This is a genomic window from Kitasatospora sp. NPDC088548, assembly GCF_044753005.1.
GTDB lineage: Bacteria > Actinomycetota > Actinomycetes > Streptomycetales > Streptomycetaceae > Kitasatospora.
In genome coordinates this window covers 664,930-680,963 of the sequence record NZ_JBIVMI010000001.1, presented here as the reverse complement: position 1 = coordinate 680,963, position 16,034 = coordinate 664,930, and the positions used below count along the sequence as shown (strand labels likewise).

At 73.7% G+C, this 16,034-nt stretch carries 16 protein-coding genes; 12 read left to right on the top strand and 4 right to left on the bottom strand.

Annotated elements, in window-relative coordinates; all coding sequences use genetic code 11:
• Window positions 1-2: 2 nt before the first annotated feature.
• Genes ACIP82_RS03005 through ACIP82_RS02990 form a run of 4 tightly spaced genes read right to left on the bottom strand, consistent with a single transcriptional unit; the run spans window position 3 to window position 5,156 of the window.
• The gene (locus ACIP82_RS03005; protein ID WP_363604266.1) at window positions 3-266 is read right to left on the bottom strand and encodes an acyl carrier protein; all 264 of its coding nucleotides are present in this window, start codon (window positions 264-266) and stop codon (window positions 3-5) included.
• The gene (locus ACIP82_RS03000; RefSeq protein WP_363604267.1) at window positions 263-1,279 is read right to left on the bottom strand and encodes a pyridoxal-phosphate dependent enzyme; all 1,017 of its coding nucleotides are present in this window, start codon (window positions 1,277-1,279) and stop codon (window positions 263-265) included. Before ACIP82_RS03000 ends, ACIP82_RS03005 begins: the two co-directional genes overlap by 4 nt.
• A complete protein-coding gene (locus ACIP82_RS02995; RefSeq protein WP_363604268.1) occupies window positions 1,276-2,787 on the bottom strand; it encodes an amino acid adenylation domain-containing protein in 1,512 nt (503 codons plus the stop codon). The genes ACIP82_RS03000 and ACIP82_RS02995 overlap by 4 nt, the downstream gene beginning before the upstream one ends.
• On the bottom strand, window positions 2,787-5,156 hold the full coding sequence (locus ACIP82_RS02990) for a lantibiotic dehydratase (protein ID WP_400650201.1): 2,370 nt from the start codon (window positions 5,154-5,156) through the stop codon (window positions 2,787-2,789). Before ACIP82_RS02990 ends, ACIP82_RS02995 begins: the two co-directional genes overlap by 1 nt.
• Before the next feature lie 239 nt (window positions 5,157-5,395).
• Between ACIP82_RS02990 and ACIP82_RS02985 the strand changes: the two genes are divergently transcribed.
• From ACIP82_RS02985 to ACIP82_RS02930, 12 genes are all read left to right on the top strand, one after another.
• Window positions 5,396-5,611, top strand: coding sequence for an MbtH family NRPS accessory protein (locus ACIP82_RS02985; RefSeq protein ID WP_363604271.1), 216 nt, complete (start codon window positions 5,396-5,398; stop codon window positions 5,609-5,611).
• 164 nt (window positions 5,612-5,775) lie between these two features.
• Entirely contained in the window at window positions 5,776-6,210 is a 435-nt protein-coding gene (locus ACIP82_RS02980; protein ID WP_363604272.1) for a PPOX class F420-dependent oxidoreductase, read from the top strand.
• Between the two features lie 156 nt (window positions 6,211-6,366).
• The gene (locus ACIP82_RS02975; protein WP_400650198.1) at window positions 6,367-7,095 is read left to right on the top strand and encodes a DUF5995 family protein; all 729 of its coding nucleotides are present in this window, start codon (window positions 6,367-6,369) and stop codon (window positions 7,093-7,095) included.
• A gap of 337 nt (window positions 7,096-7,432) precedes the next feature.
• Complete coding sequence (locus ACIP82_RS02970) at window positions 7,433-8,020, top strand: lytic polysaccharide monooxygenase (RefSeq protein ID WP_363604275.1); 588 nt, start codon at window positions 7,433-7,435, stop codon at window positions 8,018-8,020.
• A gap of 131 nt (window positions 8,021-8,151) precedes the next feature.
• Window positions 8,152-8,835 carry a hypothetical protein gene (locus tag ACIP82_RS02965; RefSeq protein WP_400650195.1) on the top strand — a complete coding sequence of 228 codons (684 nt, stop codon included), beginning with the start codon at window positions 8,152-8,154 and terminating at the stop codon, window positions 8,833-8,835.
• 121 nt (window positions 8,836-8,956) lie between these two features.
• On the top strand, window positions 8,957-9,832 hold the full coding sequence (locus tag ACIP82_RS02960; protein WP_400650192.1) for a hypothetical protein: 876 nt from the start codon (window positions 8,957-8,959) through the stop codon (window positions 9,830-9,832).
• A gap of 240 nt (window positions 9,833-10,072) precedes the next feature.
• Window positions 10,073-11,494 carry an MFS transporter gene (locus tag ACIP82_RS02955; RefSeq protein WP_400650190.1) on the top strand — a complete coding sequence of 474 codons (1,422 nt, stop codon included), beginning with the start codon at window positions 10,073-10,075 and terminating at the stop codon, window positions 11,492-11,494.
• A gap of 147 nt (window positions 11,495-11,641) precedes the next feature.
• Window positions 11,642-11,941, top strand: coding sequence for a hypothetical protein (locus tag ACIP82_RS02950; RefSeq protein ID WP_363604281.1), 300 nt, complete (start codon window positions 11,642-11,644; stop codon window positions 11,939-11,941).
• Complete coding sequence (locus ACIP82_RS02945) at window positions 11,938-12,885, top strand: acyl-ACP desaturase (protein ID WP_400650187.1); 948 nt, start codon at window positions 11,938-11,940, stop codon at window positions 12,883-12,885. Before ACIP82_RS02950 ends, ACIP82_RS02945 begins: the two co-directional genes overlap by 4 nt.
• A 140-nt stretch (window positions 12,886-13,025) precedes the next feature.
• Window positions 13,026-13,430, top strand: a complete 405-nt coding sequence (locus ACIP82_RS02940; protein WP_400650184.1) for an acyl-CoA thioesterase — start codon at window positions 13,026-13,028, stop codon at window positions 13,428-13,430.
• Between the two features lie 66 nt (window positions 13,431-13,496).
• The gene (locus ACIP82_RS02935) at window positions 13,497-15,101 is read left to right on the top strand and encodes an AMP-binding protein (protein WP_400650181.1); all 1,605 of its coding nucleotides are present in this window, start codon (window positions 13,497-13,499) and stop codon (window positions 15,099-15,101) included.
• Window positions 15,102-15,305: 204 nt separating this feature from the next.
• Window positions 15,306-15,974, top strand: a complete 669-nt coding sequence (locus ACIP82_RS02930; protein WP_400650179.1) for an enoyl-CoA hydratase/isomerase family protein — start codon at window positions 15,306-15,308, stop codon at window positions 15,972-15,974.
• The last annotated feature ends 60 nt before the right edge of the window (window positions 15,975-16,034 follow it).

Sequence of the window (16,034 nt, the reverse complement as noted above, 5' to 3'; positions counted from 1 at the left end):
CCTCAGGACTGGGCGAAGTCGGCGTCGACGACGGCGGCGAGGTCGGCGGGCGAGGGGTAGGCGAAGACCAGGGCGACCGGGACCTCCACGCCCAGCGCCTCGCGCAGCCGGCCGGTGATCTGGAAGGCGCTCAGCGAGTCGCCGCCGGCCTCGTAGAAGTCGCTGTCCCGGTCGAGGCGGGCCGCGCCCAGGGTCTCCCGGTAGACGGCGACCAGCAGGTCCTCGGTGCTGACGGCGGTGCCGGCCGGGGTGGTGGCGGTGCTCATGAGATCTCCTTCAGGCGGGAATCGAGGGGGGTGACGTGATGGGAATCCGGGTGGGAACCGGTAGGCGGATCGCGGTGCGCGCCGGGGTGGGAGCGGGCCGCCGCGGCGCTCAGGGCCGCGGCGGTGTTGCCGCCGGAGACGATGGCGACGGCGCGGCCCCGGTGGCCCGCGACCAGCACCCCGGCCAGCGCGACGGCGCCGCTGGGCTCGGCCTCGATCCCGTACCGGCCCAGCAGGGCGGCCGCGGCGAGGATGTCGGTGTCGTCCACCGCGACCAGGTCGTCGACCCGGTCCCGGATGATCGGGTAGGTCACCGCGCCGGGCTGCTGCCCGCGCAGCCCGTCGGCGACGGTGCTGCTCGGCGGCAGCCGCACCGGGCGGCCCGCGGCCAGCGAACGGGCGTAGCGCGCGGCGGCGGCGGGCTCGACGCCCACCACCCGCACCGGGTGGCCCTGGGCGGCCAGGCAGACGCCGGCCAGCAGCCCGCCGCCGCCGGTGGGGACGTAGACGGTGTCCAGGTCGGGCGCCTGCGTCAGGATCTCGCCGCCCACCGTGCCCTGGCCGGCCACCACCAGCGCGTCGTCGGAGGAGGGCACGAACACCGCGCCGGTCTCCCGGGCCAGCGACCGGGCCCGCTCCTCCCGCTCGGCCACACCGCCGGCCACCGCGAGGGTGTGTGCGCCGAGGGCCTGGATCAGGGCCGCCTTGGCCGGGTTGGCACCGGCCGCCATGACGACGGTCAGCCGGATTCCGAGCCCGGCGGCGAGCCCGGCCAGCGCGATGCCGTGGTTGCCGGAGGAGCCGGTGACGATGCGCCGGGCCCCCAGCGCGAGGACGGCGTTGGCCGCGCCGCGCAGCTTGAACGAGCCGCCGTACTGCAGGTGTTCGGCCTTGAGTAGCAGCCCGGGCAGCACCGGCGGCGCCGGCAGCAGCGGGGTGCGCAGGACGTGCCCGGCGATCCGTTCGGCGGCGGCCCCGACGTCGGCCGGGCCGAGACCGGTGGCGGTGGTCATGCGGTGCCTCCCACGGGGGTGAGGGCGCGGCGGTCGGCCTTGCCGCCGCGGGTGGTGGGCAGTTCGGCCAGCCGGACGAAGCGGCGCGGCATCAGATGCGGCGGCAGGGTGCGGCCCAGGTGGGCGCGGAGCGCGGCGTCGGTGGTCTCCGCCAGTTCGCCGGTGACATGGGCGACCAGGTACACCCGGCCCTGCTCGTCGCTGGGCGCGGTGACCACCGCCCCCGCCACCCCGGGGTGGGTCAGCAGCGCGCCCTCGACCTCGGCCGGGTCCACCCGGTAGCCGCGGATCTTCACCTGGCGGTCGCCGCGGCCCAGGTAGCGCAGGCCGTCCGGCCCCGCCGTGGCGAGGTCCCCGGTGCGGTACAGCCGGCTGCCGGGCGGGCCCAGCGGGTCCGGGACGAAGCGCTCGGCCGTCCTGGCGGGCTGCCCCCGGTAGCCGCGCGCCACCCCCGTCCCGCCGATGCACACCTCGCCGACGGCCCCCTCGGGCACCGGCGCCAGGGCGTCGTCGAGCAGCCGTACCACCACCCCGTCGATGGGCGTGCCCACCAGGTCGGCGGTGGTGTCCGGCTCCGGCGGCACGGCGTAGCGGGTGGACGTCATGGTGCACTCGGTCGGGCCGTACTGGTTGACCAGGGCGCCGTCGACCAGCGACCGGCCGCCGGCGGTCAGGAAGGGCCGCAGCGACTCGCCGCTGGAGACCACCAGGCGGACCCCGGCGAGCAGCCGCCGCGGCTCCGGCTGCCCGGCCAGGAAGGCGAGGAAGGAGGGCGTGACGCTCAGCAGCGTGTTCACGCCGTGGGCGCGGACGGCCTCGCCGAACGGCTCGGGCCGCAGCAGCCGCGCCCTGGGGACGATCACCAGCCGGCCGCCGGCCAGCAGCGGGGCGAAGGTGTCCCGGACGGACGCGTCGTAGCCGAGCGGCGCGACCTGGAGGGCGGTGGTGTCCGGGCCGAGGCCGTAGTCGCGGGCGACGAAGCGCAGATAGGAGTCCAGGCCGCGGTGCTCGATCAGGACGGCACTGGGCTCGCCGGTGCTCCCGGAGGTGTGGCTGACGTAGGCCAGGGTGTCGGGCCCGGGCGCGGGGAACCCGCCGGGGGCGGCTGCCCCGGGGGAGAGCCGGTCCAGCCGGTCCAGCAGCAACGGCCGCCCGGGGACGGGCAGTTCGAGGCGTTCGGCCAGGCCGGAGGTGGTCAGCAGCAGATCGGCCTGCCCGCTGCGGACCAGCGCGGCCAGCCGGGCCGGCGGCTGCTCGACGTCCAGGGCGAGGAACGCCGCCCCCGCCCGCACCACGGCGGCGACGGCCGCCACGGCGTCGGCGCCGCGCTCGACCGCGACCGCGCAGACCACCTCGGGGCCGGCCCCGCGGGCGCGCAGGGCGGCTGCCAGGGTGTCGATCCGGGAGACGAGTCCGGCGTAGCTGAGGTCGCCCTCGGGGGTGCTGAGCGCCACCCGCCCCGGGTGCCGGGCGGCGTGCGCGGCGAGGTCGTCGACGAAGGTGCGCATCACGCCCCCTCGGGGGTGGCGGCGTCGGTGCCGGTGCCGGTGGCCTCGGTGACGCTCCGGTCCACGGCGACGAACCGCAGCTCGGAGGTGTAGCCGTCGCCCTCGTCGTCGGTCAGCCAGGCCTGCTCCGGCGTCGGCAGCATCTCGCTGATCTTCAGCCGGGCCGACGGGTCCTTGCGGGCCAGCCGGCGGGCGGCCTTGGCGAGGATGGTCAGATAGACCGGGCTGTCGAAGTCGACGTAGAACGGCCGGGGTTCGGCCGGCGAGACGACGAACACGAACCGGGGCAGGTCGTGCTCCCGCTGCCAGTGCCGGGCCCGGACGAAGCGCCCGGCCTCGGTCTTCTCCTCGGCGAAGGCGAGGCCGGCCACCGGGAACGTCCAGGTCTCCCGTGCCACGACCATCTTGTCGATGGTGATCCGGGGCGTGTGGTCGCCCTCGGGCCGCAGGGTGAAGCGGTCCATCACCCGCTGGGTGAGCGTGTTGGCGTAGGCGTCCAGCAGCGGGAACTCCGCGCCGTCCGGCAGCACCGCGACCAGCCGCCCGTCCCGCTCCTCGACCAGGACGTCGCCGCTCAGCACGGTACGCGGCCGGTGCGGGTCGCCGGTCTGGTCGACCAGGGCGACGTAGTAGTCCTGCGGCCGGTCCAGCGAGGGCCGGCTGCGCGCCGACCACTTCAGCGGCAGCTCCTTGGCCAGCATCGGCAGCAGCCGCGGCCCGGGGAAGTCCCGGGTGGTCTCGGCGACCAGCTCGGCCCGGTCGGGGTGCTGGTGGACGAAGAGCGAGGCGCCCATGGTGTTCAGCGCGCAGTGCATCTCGCCCAGCACCAGCTCGAACTCGCCGCGCGCCACCGCCTCCTGGTCCTCGGCCAGCACCAGCACGTCCGGGCTGAAGTAGCGGGCCAGCGACCAGCCGGCGCCGGGCTCGCCGAACTCCGCCGCCACCCGGTCGGCGAGGTCCGCCGCGGCGAACCGGACCGTGCGCGCGCCCTCGGGCACCGCCAGGATCCGGGCCCACTTGGCGCGCAGCTCGGCCTGGACGGCGGCGATGTCCGCCGCCGCCTCCGGGTGCGGGGAGGGCAGGCACTCCAGCCACATCGAGCCGAGGTCCACCGGCCCGCCGGCCGCGCGCAGCCGCTCGTACACCGCGCGGATCCGGGCGCCGACGGCCTCGGCGAACCGGTTGGTCATCCAGCGCGCCGCGGTCAGGCAGAGCTCCAGCGGCGCCAGTTCCCCGAGGACGGCGGTGCCGACGGTGGCCGTCGCCGCGCGTCGGGCGTCGGAGTAGACCAGCCCGCGGCACGGCGCCGTCCGCTCGCCCTTGGCCCGCTGGGCGTCGGTCGCGGTCAGCGCGGCGAAGTCCGCCTCCAGTGCGGCGATCGCCCCGGTGAGGGCGTCCGCGTCCGTCCCGGCGGCCTGCACCGCGTCGCGCCCGCGCTCCAGCACGGCCAGCTTCGCCAGCGCGCGCTCGCGCGGCTCCCGGTCGCCGACGCGCTCCAGGACGGCCCGCAGCGCGCGCTCCGGGAAGGTGTCGGCCGGTACGTCGAGGCGCCAGTGCACCCACCGCTTCCCGGCCAGCCACCGGACGGTCTCGGTGGCCTCCGCCACCCCGGTCCCGACCGCCCCGGCGATCGCGGCCACCGTCCGGGTGCCGTCGCACAGTTCCAGCACGGCCCGGGCCGCCTCGGTGATCTCCTGCGGCGGCCGGCCCGGCAGCCGGACGGCGCCGTCCACCACCCGGACGAACGACACCCGGTAGGGCGGGATCCAGGCCAGCAGCGCCTCGTCCTCGGCGAGCGCCTTGGCCAGCGCGTCGATCGCCCAACTCGCGAAGTACACCCGGGAGTCGGCGAGGAAGCCGGTGCCGGGATCGACGGTGACGCCGCGGCTCGCGAGGTCCCAGCGGCCCCAGCCGACCGGGCCGAAGAAGCCGATGGTGTCGTTCTTGACGCAGAACCGCTGCCAGTAGTGGGCGACGAGTTCCTCGCGCTGGCGGGGCATGCTGGTGCGGCCCGCGGCGGTGGGCGTCCAGTTCAGGAACGGCGCGATGCCGGTACGGAGCACGGCCGGGTTCTGCCAGGCCACCGCCGCCCGGAAGCGCGGCAGGGCGGCGATCTCCTGGAGCAGCTCGGCGGTGTGCACGGCGGCGGTGTCGAAGGCCGCGCCGAAGGCCCGCCACTCCGGGCCCGCCAGGGCGTCCTGCGGGCCGAACTTGTCGGCGGCCAGGCCGAGTCCGGCCGGCGCCAGGCGCAGCACCCCCTCGGCCGGGAAGCCGGGGCCGCGCAGCGCGAAGTGCTCCCACAGCCGCCACCCCCCGGCGGGCAACTGCACGTTCACCGGGACGTGCTCCTTCTCCGGGACGTCCGACATGGCGGAACTCCTTCCAGGGGGTTCGGCGGGTTTGGGCGCCTGCTACGGATCGGCCCGGGCCCGTCCGATCCGTGAGACGCGCCCTCTGGCAGCACACTGCCGGGCCGGGCACCGCACCCACCAGAGAAGAACCGGCAGCGACGCGCGCCGCTCCCGCCGCGTGTTTGCCCCTGGGCCCGCCCGGCCGGCCCAGGGCACGCTGGGCTCGCAGACGAGCGAGTACAGGAGGACACACAACGATGAGCGACACCGACACCGACGGGACCGGCTACCTGGTCGTGCGCAACGACGAGGACCAGTTCTCCATCTGGAAGACGGACCGCGAACTGCCCAGCGGCTGGCACCCCGAGGGCACCACCGGCACCCGGGAGGAGTGCCTCGACCACATCGGCCGGATCTGGACGGACATGCGTCCGCTCAGCCTGCGCCGGCGGATGGCGGAGGCCGGCGCCTGAACGGAGGCCACGTCCGGGCGGAGGCGGTCTCGCGGGGCCGGGTCCTTCGGGGCCCGGCCCCGCGCCGTCGTGCGGCCGTCGCGGTGGCTTTCCACGGCGTGCCCCGGCTCCGACGCGGGCCCCGGCTCCGCATGGTGTGGGCCGGCGTCGGGCAGGCTGGGCGCATGGTCGAAATCTCGAAGGACGTGCGCGCACGGCTCGAAGCGGGCCACATCTGGTACGTCGCCACGGTCAACGCCGACGGCTCACCGCACGTGAGCCCGATGTGGGTGGGGACCGAAGGGGACCTGGTGCTGTTCAACACCTCGGTGGGCCGTGTCAAGGAGCGCAACCTGCGCCGCGATCCGCGGGTCTGTCTCTCCCACGCGGACGCGGCCGACCCCTACGACCGGGTGCAGATCCGGGGCCGGGTGGTCCGCTTCGTCGAAGGGCCGGAGGCGGACCGGAACATGGACCACCTCGCCGGGGTCTACCTCGGGGCCGACCACTACGAGTGGATCGTGCCCGGCGAGCGGCGTGTCGTCGTCCTGGTCGAGCCGTCGCGGATCCGCCGGGTGGTGGGCGTCGAGCCGTTCCCGCCGGGCGCCGTGCCGTCCTGAGCCGGGCGGCGGGGCGGTCCCGGGCGCGGCGTGGTGGGGCGGTTCGGGTGATGCCGGGCGGTGTCCGCGCAGCGCGGCCTTTCGTGGTGGCGGGCGGTGTGTATACGTGGCAGGCGAGCCGAACGCCGCTCGCCCGTCACCACGGAAGGAACAGGTATGACCCACTCGCAGATCCGGGCCGCGCGGAGCGTCGAGGAGGTCATCGAGCGGATGCGGGCGATCGAGGCCCGGCTGGACCCGCGGGACGGCGTGGCCTGTTTCAACCGTATGTACCTGCGGGTGACCGAACTCGTCGGCCGGAACCTGCGGGCGGGCACCTTCCAGGACCGGACGTTCGTCGAGCGCCTGGACGTGATCTTCGCCAACCTCTACTTCGACACCGTGGACGCCGCCGAGGCCGGCCGGCAGCCGAACGAGGCCTGGCAGCCGCTGTACGACGCCCGCGCCGACCGGACCGTCTGGCCGATCCAGTTCGCCTTCGCCGGGATGAACGCCCACATCAGCCACGACCTCCCGCTGGCGCTCGTCACCACCTGCATCGAATGCCGCACCACGCCCGAGACCCCGCCCGTCCACGCCGACTATCTGACGGTCAACGACCTGCTCGCCCAGGCCGAGGCCGAGGTCCGGGCCTCCTTCGAGGCCGAGATCGGGAAGGTCGCCACCCGGGCCGCCGAACCGCTGAAGCACATCGTCGGCAGCTTCGCCATGGTCCGGGCCAATGACGCCGCCTGGGCCACCGCACAGGCCCTGTGGCACGAGCGCAACCTGCGCCCGTTCTACGACGCCACCCTGACGGCCGGCACCGCCGGCGCGGCCCTGGCCGGGCGGATGCTCGTCACCCCTGTCGTGGCGCCGGTCGGGCAGTCCGGCGGGAGCGACTGACCGAGCCCGAGCCCGAGCCCGAGCCGGAGTTCGAGTCCGAGCCCGAGTCCGAGTCCACGACCGATGGCCCCGGCCCCGTGCAGCGGGCGCTGTCGGTGAATACGGAGTCCTGATCACGTCGCCCCGCCGGGCAGCTGCTCGGCGGGGCGACGTCGTGCGAAGCGGGCCGGGAGCAGAGCCGGAAATGGTTCAGACCATTGACGGCCCGGGTGGCGGATTCTACGGTGTGGGCACCGACCTGGCGCAGGCATGCCAGCGATCTCCGGAGGCCGCCGCACCCCCACGCGCGCGCGTCTGTGTCCGGCGCACTCTCCATCCACCCCCACGGAGGAGCATCATGCGCAAACGTCATCTCGCCGGCGCGGCCGTCGCCGCGATCGCGATACCGCTCACGCTGGCCCTGCCGGCGCAGTCGCACGGCTTCATCAACCTGCCGCCCAGCCGGTCCGCGCTCTGCGGCGCGGGCGTCGTCACCAACTGCGGCGACATCCAGTGGGAGCCGCAGAGCGTCGAGGGGCCGAAGGGCTTCCCCGGCCGGGGCCCGGCCGACGGCACCATCTGCGCCGGCGGAGACGCGCGATGGGCCCCGCTGGACGCCCCGCGCAACGGCAACTGGCCGACCACCCAGGTGACGGCGGGTCAGCAGCTCACCTTCACCTGGAACATCGAGGCCAGGCACGCCACCACCACGTTCAAGTACTACCTCACCAAGCCCGGCTACGACGCCACCCAGAAGATCACGCGGGCCGGTCTGGACCTGACCCCGTTCCTGACCGTCGCCTACAACGGCCGACAGCCCGCCGCCACGACCACCCACACCGCGACCGTTCCCAGCGGCCGCACCGGACACCAGGTGGTGGTGGCGGTCTGGGAGATAGCCGACACGGACAACTCCTTCTACTCCTGCACCGACGTCCGGTTCTGACCGGAGCGCGGGGCTGACGTCGTCGTCGGCCCCGTCGTCCCGCCGCCCTGTCGCCCCCTGCCGGCCGGGGGCGGCAGGGGGCGCGGGCGGTGGGGTGACACGCCCCGGCCCGGTGCGGAAGGATTCGTCGGGTGAGTACCCCGTTCATGGAGCACGGCCAGCACCCCGCCACCTGGGTGGGCGCGGCGATTCCGAGACCGCTGATGGTCGCGCTGGAGAAGCGCGGCGGTATCCCGCACACCGTGCGAGGGGAGATCGGCCGTCAGATCGAGGGTGGTGTCGCGCCGCAGCGGCTGCGTGACCGTGTCGAGCGGCGCTGGTTCCTGCGCTACTCGCACCTGACCGGCGAGGCCCTGCTGTCGCGGGCCGACGACATCGCCCTGGAGCTGGTTCTGCCGCCGCAGTGCCCGCGCGGGGCGTGCGAGGACGGCTGGCTGCTCGACGACTCGGGGAGCTGCCCGGAGTGCCTGCCCAACGCGACGGTGGTCGACGTGGCGGACAACCTCTCCCACGGCCGGCAGGCGGGACCGGAGACGTACCGGCGTGCCGCCGCGTCCGTGCGGGCGCAGCTGCGCAGCGGGCACCGGTCGCTGCACGCGGCGGAGGAGCGGGCCCGGGCGGAGCGGGACGAGCACGGGCGCCGTGTCCCGGTGACGATGCGGTGCGCCGGCTGCCAGGAGACCGTCGTGCCGGCGCTGCGCTGGCAGGGGCGACCGTACTGCCGTCCGTGCCTGGGTTCGTGCCGGGGCTGCTCGGCGATCCAGCCGGTGGTGATGCTGAGCGAGGAGCACCTCTGCGCCGACTGCGGCGCCTGAACCCGACCGGCCCGGATCGGGGCTGAGCTCCGGGGGTGTTCTCGCCGGGGAGGGGTTCCCGTCCGCCGGCCGGGGTGGGCTGGCTATCTTGATGGTCCACTGACACGAGAGGGAGCGGGCGATGGGGACGATCAGTCGGAGGGTGGCCGCGGTGGCGGCGGCGGGGGTTCTGCTGGGTGTCCTGACCGCCTGCGGGTCCGGAGGGTCCGGTTCGTCCCGGGACACGGCGAAGGCGGCGGCGGGCGGTGCGTCCGCCACGAGCGCGTCCGCCGGTACGAACGGCGGGGCCGGGGCGGCGGCTTCGCCCTCGGCCGCTGCGGGCGGGACCACCGCCGGAGCGGCCGACGGCGGGACGCCCGCGCCCGGGGCGAGCGCGCCGGCCGCCGGAACGGGTGGCGCCGGAACGGGTGGCGCCGGTAAGGGCGGTGCCGGTACGGGCGGTGCCGGTACGGGCGGTGGTGCCCAGCCGGCCGCCGGGGCCGACCTGGACACGCCGCTGCTCGACGACAAGCTCGTCCTGCAACTGCTGCCCGATCAGAAGGCGATGACCGGCTGGGAGGAGGAGAAGCGCCGGGTGGACACCGCGGACCACACCCTGACCTGCACCGGCGCCGAACCGTGCGGCGGCAAGCCGCTCAGCGGGACGGCCCGGTTCTCCTCCGGCGACGTGACGGTGCGCTTCGCCGTCGACACCCTGCCGAGCAAGGCCGCCGCCAAGGACAAGCTCAAGGAGGCGTACGCGGGCTTCGGCGGCGAGCAGTACAAGCCGATCGACCTGGCCGCCCTCGGCAGCGAAAGCCGTTCGTTCCGGGGTCAGTTGGCCGGTCGCGAGGGCGTCGGAATCGTGCTGCGGGCCGGTACGGTGGTCGCCACCGTGACGACCGAGGGCGAGCCCGTCGATCCCCAGGTGACGCAGCGCCTCGCCGTGCTGTTCGTCCAGCGCATCGAGCAGGCCCAGGCGGGCCGGACCCCGGACGCCGCCCTCGGCGCGGCCTGAGCCGGCCTTCCCCGGCGTGTGCCGGACGCCGAACGCCCCTGCCGACGGCCTCGCCGTCCCTCGCGCCTGAACCGGTGCGAGCAGTGGTGCGGCAGCCGTATCGGCATGAGGCCGACGGTCCATCAGGCATGGGCATTGGACGGGACGGTGGGGATTGACACTGGCGGGTAACAAAGCGCATGGTGATCGGGCCCACCGGTGTGCGCCCGTCCGCCCGTCCGCCGAGGGAAGGACGCATGCATGGCCGACCTGCCCGTCGGCTCCGACAAGAGCCTTGACATCGTGGCGAGTTCACCCGGAAGGCCGCCCGTCGGACTGGTGCTGCTCTGCTGCCTGGGGGCGTTCGTGGCCTTTCTGGACAGCACCATCGTGAACGTGGCGTTCCCGAACATCGCCAAGACCTTCTCCGGCTCCGACCTGCCCACCCTCTCCTGGGTGCTCAACGGCTACAACGTGGTGATCGCGGCCTTCCTGATGCCCGCCGGCCGGGCGGCCGACCGGCTGGGCTGCCGGCGGGCCTTCGCCGTCGGCCTGACCACCTTCACCCTCGCCTCGGTGGTCTGCGGGGCCGCGGGCTCGGCGGCGGTGCTGATCGCGGCCCGGCTGGTGCAGGCGGTGGGTGCCGCGATCCTGGTGCCGACCTCACTCGCCCTGCTGATGCCGATGTTCCCGATGGCGCGGCGGCTGATCGCGATCACCATCTGGGGCGCGGCGGCGGCGCTGGCCGCCGGGATCGGCCCCGGCCTCGGCGGACTGCTCGCCGAACACTGGTCCTGGCGGGCGGTCTTCCTGGTGAACCTCCCGATCGGGACCGTCGCCGTGTGGGCCTCCCGGCGCCTCACCGAGCAGCGTGAACCCCGTGGCCCGACCCCGGACGTGCTGGGCGCGGCCCTGCTCGGCGCCGCGCTCGGCCTGCTCGCCCTGGGGCTGGTCAAGGGCCCGGACTGGGGGTGGACGAGTGCGGGCACCCTCGGCTCGCTGGCCGTGGGCGCGCTGTTTGCGGTCGCGGCGGTGGCCCGCAGCGCCCGCCACCCGGCGCCGGTGATCTCGCTCGACCTGCTCCGCTCGCGCAGCGCCGTCGGCGGCAACATCGGCTCGATGCTCTTCTCGGTCACCTTCTACGCCGTCATCCTGAACAACATCCTCTTCCTGACCGGGCATTGGCACTGGTCGCTGATCGCGGCGGGCCTGGCCACCACGCCGCCGCCGATCGCCACGGCGCTGATCGCCCGGCCGGCGACCCGGTTCGCGGACCGGTTCGGGGACCGCCCGGTGGTCGTCGCCGGCTGCCTGATCTACATCGCCGGCACCCTGCTGCTGCTCTGGGGCGGCGGACGGAGCCCCGACTTCCTCACCCACTGGCTGCCCGGGGCGGCGGTGATGGGCCTCGGGGCCGGCCTGGTCTGGCCGGTGCTCGGCGCGGTGGCCCTGGCCGGGGTCGAGCCCGCCCGGCTGGCCACCGCGAGCGCGGCCAACGCGGCCTTCCGGCAGCTCGGCGCGGTGCTCGGGACGGCCCTCGCGGTGTCCATCGTGACCTCCTCCGCGGCCGACGTGCTGGGCGGGGCCCGCACCACCTGGTATCTGGCGATCGGCTTCGCGCTCGCCGTCGCGGTGCTCACCGCCCTGACCGTCCGCCGCGGTGCCCGGCCGGCACCCGCCTAGCGGCCGGGAGGAGGGCGGTCACCAACCCCGGTGCAGGAGAAAGGGGTTGATCCGGCATGCCTGGATATTTTGACTGATGAATCGTCAGTTATTATGTAACTTGGATCACTTGGCTGTTGCGGTTACCAGCCAGTATGGTTCTGAGCCATGGTGACGCCCGAAGTTGAGTCCTACATCCGGCAGAAATTCGGCGAGCACGCCGGCCTCGCGGACGACGAGGTTTTCGCCGACGACGTGACGCTGGCCGCGGTGATCGGCCGCAGCCCGAAGATGACCAACAGCATCGACCTCATGGAGGCGTTCGCCCGGACGGCCAACGGCCTCCGCAAGGATTACGGCGTGCGGGTGCGGCTGCCTTCCCTGCCCCTCGACACCCCGACCACCACGGTGCTGCAGGTCTTCCTGGCGGAGTTCGAGAAGCAGAAGGCCAAGGAGGAGGCCGCGTGAGCATCAGCGAGGCGGACACCGCCGTTCCGGTCATCCGAAAGCCGATCGTCTCCAGCGCGCCGCCGGCCATCATCACCGACCTCTGGGACGCGCTGACCGTCCGCAGGATGTCCCTGGTCGACGTGGTCTGGGAGCAGCAGCGGCTGCACGAGTCCCGCCGGTGGAGCGTCGTCGAGCTGCTGTCCGCCGTCGACCTGGACAGCCTCACCCCGCTCGACCGCAACCTGGTCTGGAACGCCGGCCGGGCCGAACTCACCACCAAGCCCGGCGCGGACCGGCTGGAGCGCCAGGCCGAGGCCGAGGTGCGCCGCTGGGAGAGGACCAACCCGGCGCTCGCGGCGGTCATGGAGGCCTGCGGCACCTGGAGCCGGTACTGGAACGAGGAGGAGGCCCACCACGAGACGGTCTTCAACCGGCTGGCCGACGTCAGCGGGATGGAACCGATCGACGACGAGACCTTCCTGGCGTTCCGCAAGGTGTTCCCGGACGACGACATGCTGCGCACCCTGGTGCTGCTCGCGATCTCCGAGATCACCGCCGCGGTCAACTACGGCCAGTGCCAGCACGTGATCCAGGACGAGGGCCTGCGCCGCATCTTCAAGCAGGTCGCCGCCGACGAGATCCAGCACCGCAACTACTTCGTGTCGTTCGCGAAGGCGTTGGTGGACAGCGGCGAGTACCCCGCCAAGGACGCCTTCGCGGTGGCCCACCTCTTCCTCCGCGAGGACGGCGAACTCCAGGGCAGCGCCCGGGACCAGAAGGAGGACCGGGGCACCCACGTCAACTGGTGGGACCACCTCGACACGGCCGACACCGGCTACCGGCCCGAGGCGCTGGAGAAGAAGGAGCAGCTGGTCTGTGGCGCCCTGAAGAAGATCACCGGAATCGAGGTCCACTCCCGCGAGGAGGTCGAGGACACCTGGATGGACCTCCTCGACAACTGACGTGGCCGCGGCCCCGGTTGTCGCGGTCCCGGTTGTCGCGGCCCCGCCCGCGGGGCGCCGGCGGGGTATCCGGCCGGCCAGGATTCTTTCGGCACGAGCAAAACGGACGGTCCGACGTGTTCTTCGGCGAAACACGCCTCATGCTCCCGGTGCGCCCCAACGACCTCGACGCGCTGGGGCACGTCAACAACGCGGTCGCCCTCGAGTACCTGGAGGCCGGGCGGTGGGACTGGCTCGGCGGACAGGGTCTCGTCCACGGCGACCGAGTGATCGCGGTGGTCGCCCGTGCCGAGATCGACTACCGGGCGGAGATCCCGCGCGGCCGGGTCGAGGTCCGGACCGCCCTGGAGTCGCCCTCGGTGGAGGAATGGGACGAGGACGGCCTCACCTTCCGCGCCCGGTTCCGCCAGCGGATCCACCTGCCCGAGGCCGGCGGCTCCGGCGACCCGGCGGTGGACGCGCTGGTGACGGTGGCCTTCCTGGACGCCGGGAAGCGGTGCCTGGTGTCCCTGCAGGACTTCATCGCCGCTTCCGCCAAATTCTGATGGATCATCAACAGCTGTGCGGTGAAGGCGTGATGTGCGCACTGACGGAGGAGTGGGAGGGGTCAGGTGCTCGAGTACATCCAGCGCAACCAGGAGTGCCCGCCCGAGCGGGGGCTCTATCTGTACGACAAGTTCGACGACCCGCCGGAGTTCACGGCCTACCGGGACTTCCCCGAACAGGTCGCCGCCTACGCGGACTTCTTCCGTGAGCAGGGGATCGAGCCCGGCACCCGGGTGGTCTTCCCGTACGAGACCTCCCTACCGGTGATCCTCGCGTTCCTGGGGCTGATGGAGCTCGGTGCCGTCCCGCTCTCGGTCAAGCCGTTCGTGCTGAACACGCCAAGGGACGGCTACCAGGAGTTCCTGGCCCGGATCGCGGCGGACTTCGGCGCGGCCCGGATCCTGGCCGTGCCGACCCTGGCCGCCGTCGACCCGCCGGCGGACGTGCTGCCGCTGCCGCTGCCACCGGCCGGGATCCGCAAGGCCGGTGCCCGACTGCGGACGCCGGGGGCGGACGAGCCGGCGTTCGTGCAGTTCTCCTCCGGGTCGACGTCCTTCCCCAAGGGCGTCCCGGTCACCCAGGGGCGGCTGCGCGCCAACCTCGCCATGATCACCCGTACCGACGGGCGCCGGCCCGAGGAGCGGGTCAGCAGCTGGTTGCCGCTCTACCACGACATGGGTCTGGTCGGCGGCATGCTGTCCTGCTTCGCGGCCGGCTGCGACCTGCTGCTCGCCGAGCCGGTGACCTTCCTGTTCGACGCCCGCGGCTGGTGGGAGCACCTGGGGCGGGAGCGGGCCATCGGCACGGTGATCCCGAACTTCGCCGTGGACTACTCGCTGAAGCTGATGGAGGGCCTGGACGAGGAGGAGATCGCCGCGATCGACGTCTCCGGGATCCGGTCGGTCTACCTGGGCAGCGAGCCCATCAACCTGCCGAACCTGGAGGCCTTCCTGGACCTGATGGCACCGGCGGGCCTGCGGCGGGACGTCTTCATGCCCTGCTACGGCATGGCCGAGGCGGTGCTGCTGGTGGCGAGCAGGCCGGTGGGCGGCGAGATCCGGGTGGTGGACTCGCCGTCCGGTGTGCCGGCGATCTCGGTGGGCCCGCCGATGGCGGAGTTCACCGTCCGGCTGCGGGGCGAGGACGGGCGGCTCTGCGGGGAGCGCGAGCTCGGCGAGATCGAACTGGCCGGTGGCAGCCTGGCCGAGGCCTACTTCGACCGGTCGCACCCGATCCGGGGCGCGGACGGCTACTACGCCACCGGTGACATCGGCTTCCTCGACGGCGGGGAGCTGTTCATCACCGGCCGGATCAGCGACCGGATCAAAGTCGGCGGCCGCAGCCTGTTCGCCGCCGACTTCGAACAGGCCCTGGAGCGGCTGCCGTTCGTCCGCGAGGGCCGGACGGCCGTCGCCCAGATCGGCACCGGCATCGTCGTCCTGGCCGAGGTGGACCGCGAGGCCCGCGAGGACATACCGGGCAGCCGGGCGCGGATCGTCGAGTATCTGGCGGGCGCGATCGGCGTCACCGTGCGGGCCGAGGACGTGCACTACCTCAAGCCCGGACAGCTGCCGCGCACCAGCAGCGGCAAGCTCCAGCGGCGCGCCATCGTGGCCGCGTACGAGCAGGGGCGGCTGGAGGGGCTGACCCTGACCGGGTCGGCGGGCTGACACCGGGGTTCGGGGCTGCGGGGTGCTGGGCGGGCAACGGCTGACGGATGACAAGTTTCAGATAACAGATTTCGAAATCTGTTATCTGTTATCTGAAACCTGTCATCTGTTGCCGCCGCCCGTCGTCCACCCCCCGCCGTCCCCGGCGCTTCACCGTCCGTGCCGTGGGGCACGGACGCCACCATCACGCGACAGGAGTGACGCATGCCGAAGCTGGAGCGGGACGGCGAGGTCTTCGTCCTGCATCTCGACGCCGACGACGAGAACCGGTTCCACCCCGACCGGCTCACGGTGCTGGAGGCCGCGTTCGACGAGGTGGAGGCCGCGTCGGGCCCGAGGGCGCTGGTCACGGCGGGCAGCGGCAAGTTCTGGTCGAACGGACTGGACCTCGACTGGCTGCTGAACAACGGCGACCGGTTCGCCGCTTACCTCGACCGGGTGCACGCGCTGCTCGCCCGCACGCTGGCCTCGCCGGTCGTCACCGTCGCCGCTCTGAACGGGCACACCTTCGCCGCCGGGGCGATGTGGGCGCTGGCCCACGACAGCCGGGTGATGCGGGTGGACCGCGGCTACTTCTGTCTGCCCGAGGTGGATCTCGACCTGTCCTTCGAGCGGGGCATGTCGGACCTGATCCGGGCGCGGCTCGCTCCGCAGGTCGCGCACGAGGCGATGACCACCGGCCGCCGCTACGGCGGCGGCGAGGCGCTCGCGGCCGGGATCGTCGAGGAGGTCGCCGACGAGGCCGGGCTGCTGGCCGCCGCCGTCGAGCGGGCCCGGGCGCTGGCCGGCAAGACCCGTCCGGCGCGCGGCCGGATCAAGGAGATGCTGTACTCCGAGACCCTCGCGTCGCTGCGCACCCCGACCGTGGTGTGACGACGCTTCGGGCAGAGCGCGTCGAGCCCCGGGCCACCGTACGAGCGCCAGTGGTCCGGG

Excerpts from the sequence above, each read along its gene's own strand:
- ACIP82_RS03005 (WP_363604266.1), bottom strand. The coding sequence starts at position 266 with ATGAGCACCGCCACCACCCCGGCCGGCACCGCCGTCAGCACCGAGGAC.
- ACIP82_RS03000 (WP_363604267.1), bottom strand. The coding sequence starts at position 1,279 with ATGACCACCGCCACCGGTCTCGGCCCGGCCGACGTCGGGGCCGCCGCC.
- ACIP82_RS02995 (WP_363604268.1), bottom strand. The coding sequence starts at position 2,787 with ATGCGCACCTTCGTCGACGACCTCGCCGCGCACGCCGCCCGGCACCCG.
- ACIP82_RS02990 (WP_400650201.1), bottom strand. The coding sequence starts at position 5,156 with ATGTCGGACGTCCCGGAGAAGGAGCACGTCCCGGTGAACGTGCAGTTG.
- ACIP82_RS02985 (WP_363604271.1), top strand. The coding sequence starts at position 5,396 with ATGAGCGACACCGACACCGACGGGACCGGCTACCTGGTCGTGCGCAAC.
- ACIP82_RS02980 (WP_363604272.1), top strand. The coding sequence starts at position 5,776 with ATGGTCGAAATCTCGAAGGACGTGCGCGCACGGCTCGAAGCGGGCCAC.
- ACIP82_RS02975 (WP_400650198.1), top strand. The coding sequence starts at position 6,367 with ATGACCCACTCGCAGATCCGGGCCGCGCGGAGCGTCGAGGAGGTCATC.
- ACIP82_RS02970 (WP_363604275.1), top strand. The coding sequence starts at position 7,433 with ATGCGCAAACGTCATCTCGCCGGCGCGGCCGTCGCCGCGATCGCGATA.
- ACIP82_RS02960 (WP_400650192.1), top strand. The coding sequence starts at position 8,957 with ATGGGGACGATCAGTCGGAGGGTGGCCGCGGTGGCGGCGGCGGGGGTT.
- ACIP82_RS02955 (WP_400650190.1), top strand. The coding sequence starts at position 10,073 with ATGGCCGACCTGCCCGTCGGCTCCGACAAGAGCCTTGACATCGTGGCG.
- ACIP82_RS02950 (WP_363604281.1), top strand. The coding sequence starts at position 11,642 with ATGGTGACGCCCGAAGTTGAGTCCTACATCCGGCAGAAATTCGGCGAG.
- ACIP82_RS02940 (WP_400650184.1), top strand. The coding sequence starts at position 13,026 with ATGCTCCCGGTGCGCCCCAACGACCTCGACGCGCTGGGGCACGTCAAC.
- ACIP82_RS02930 (WP_400650179.1), top strand. The coding sequence starts at position 15,306 with ATGCCGAAGCTGGAGCGGGACGGCGAGGTCTTCGTCCTGCATCTCGAC.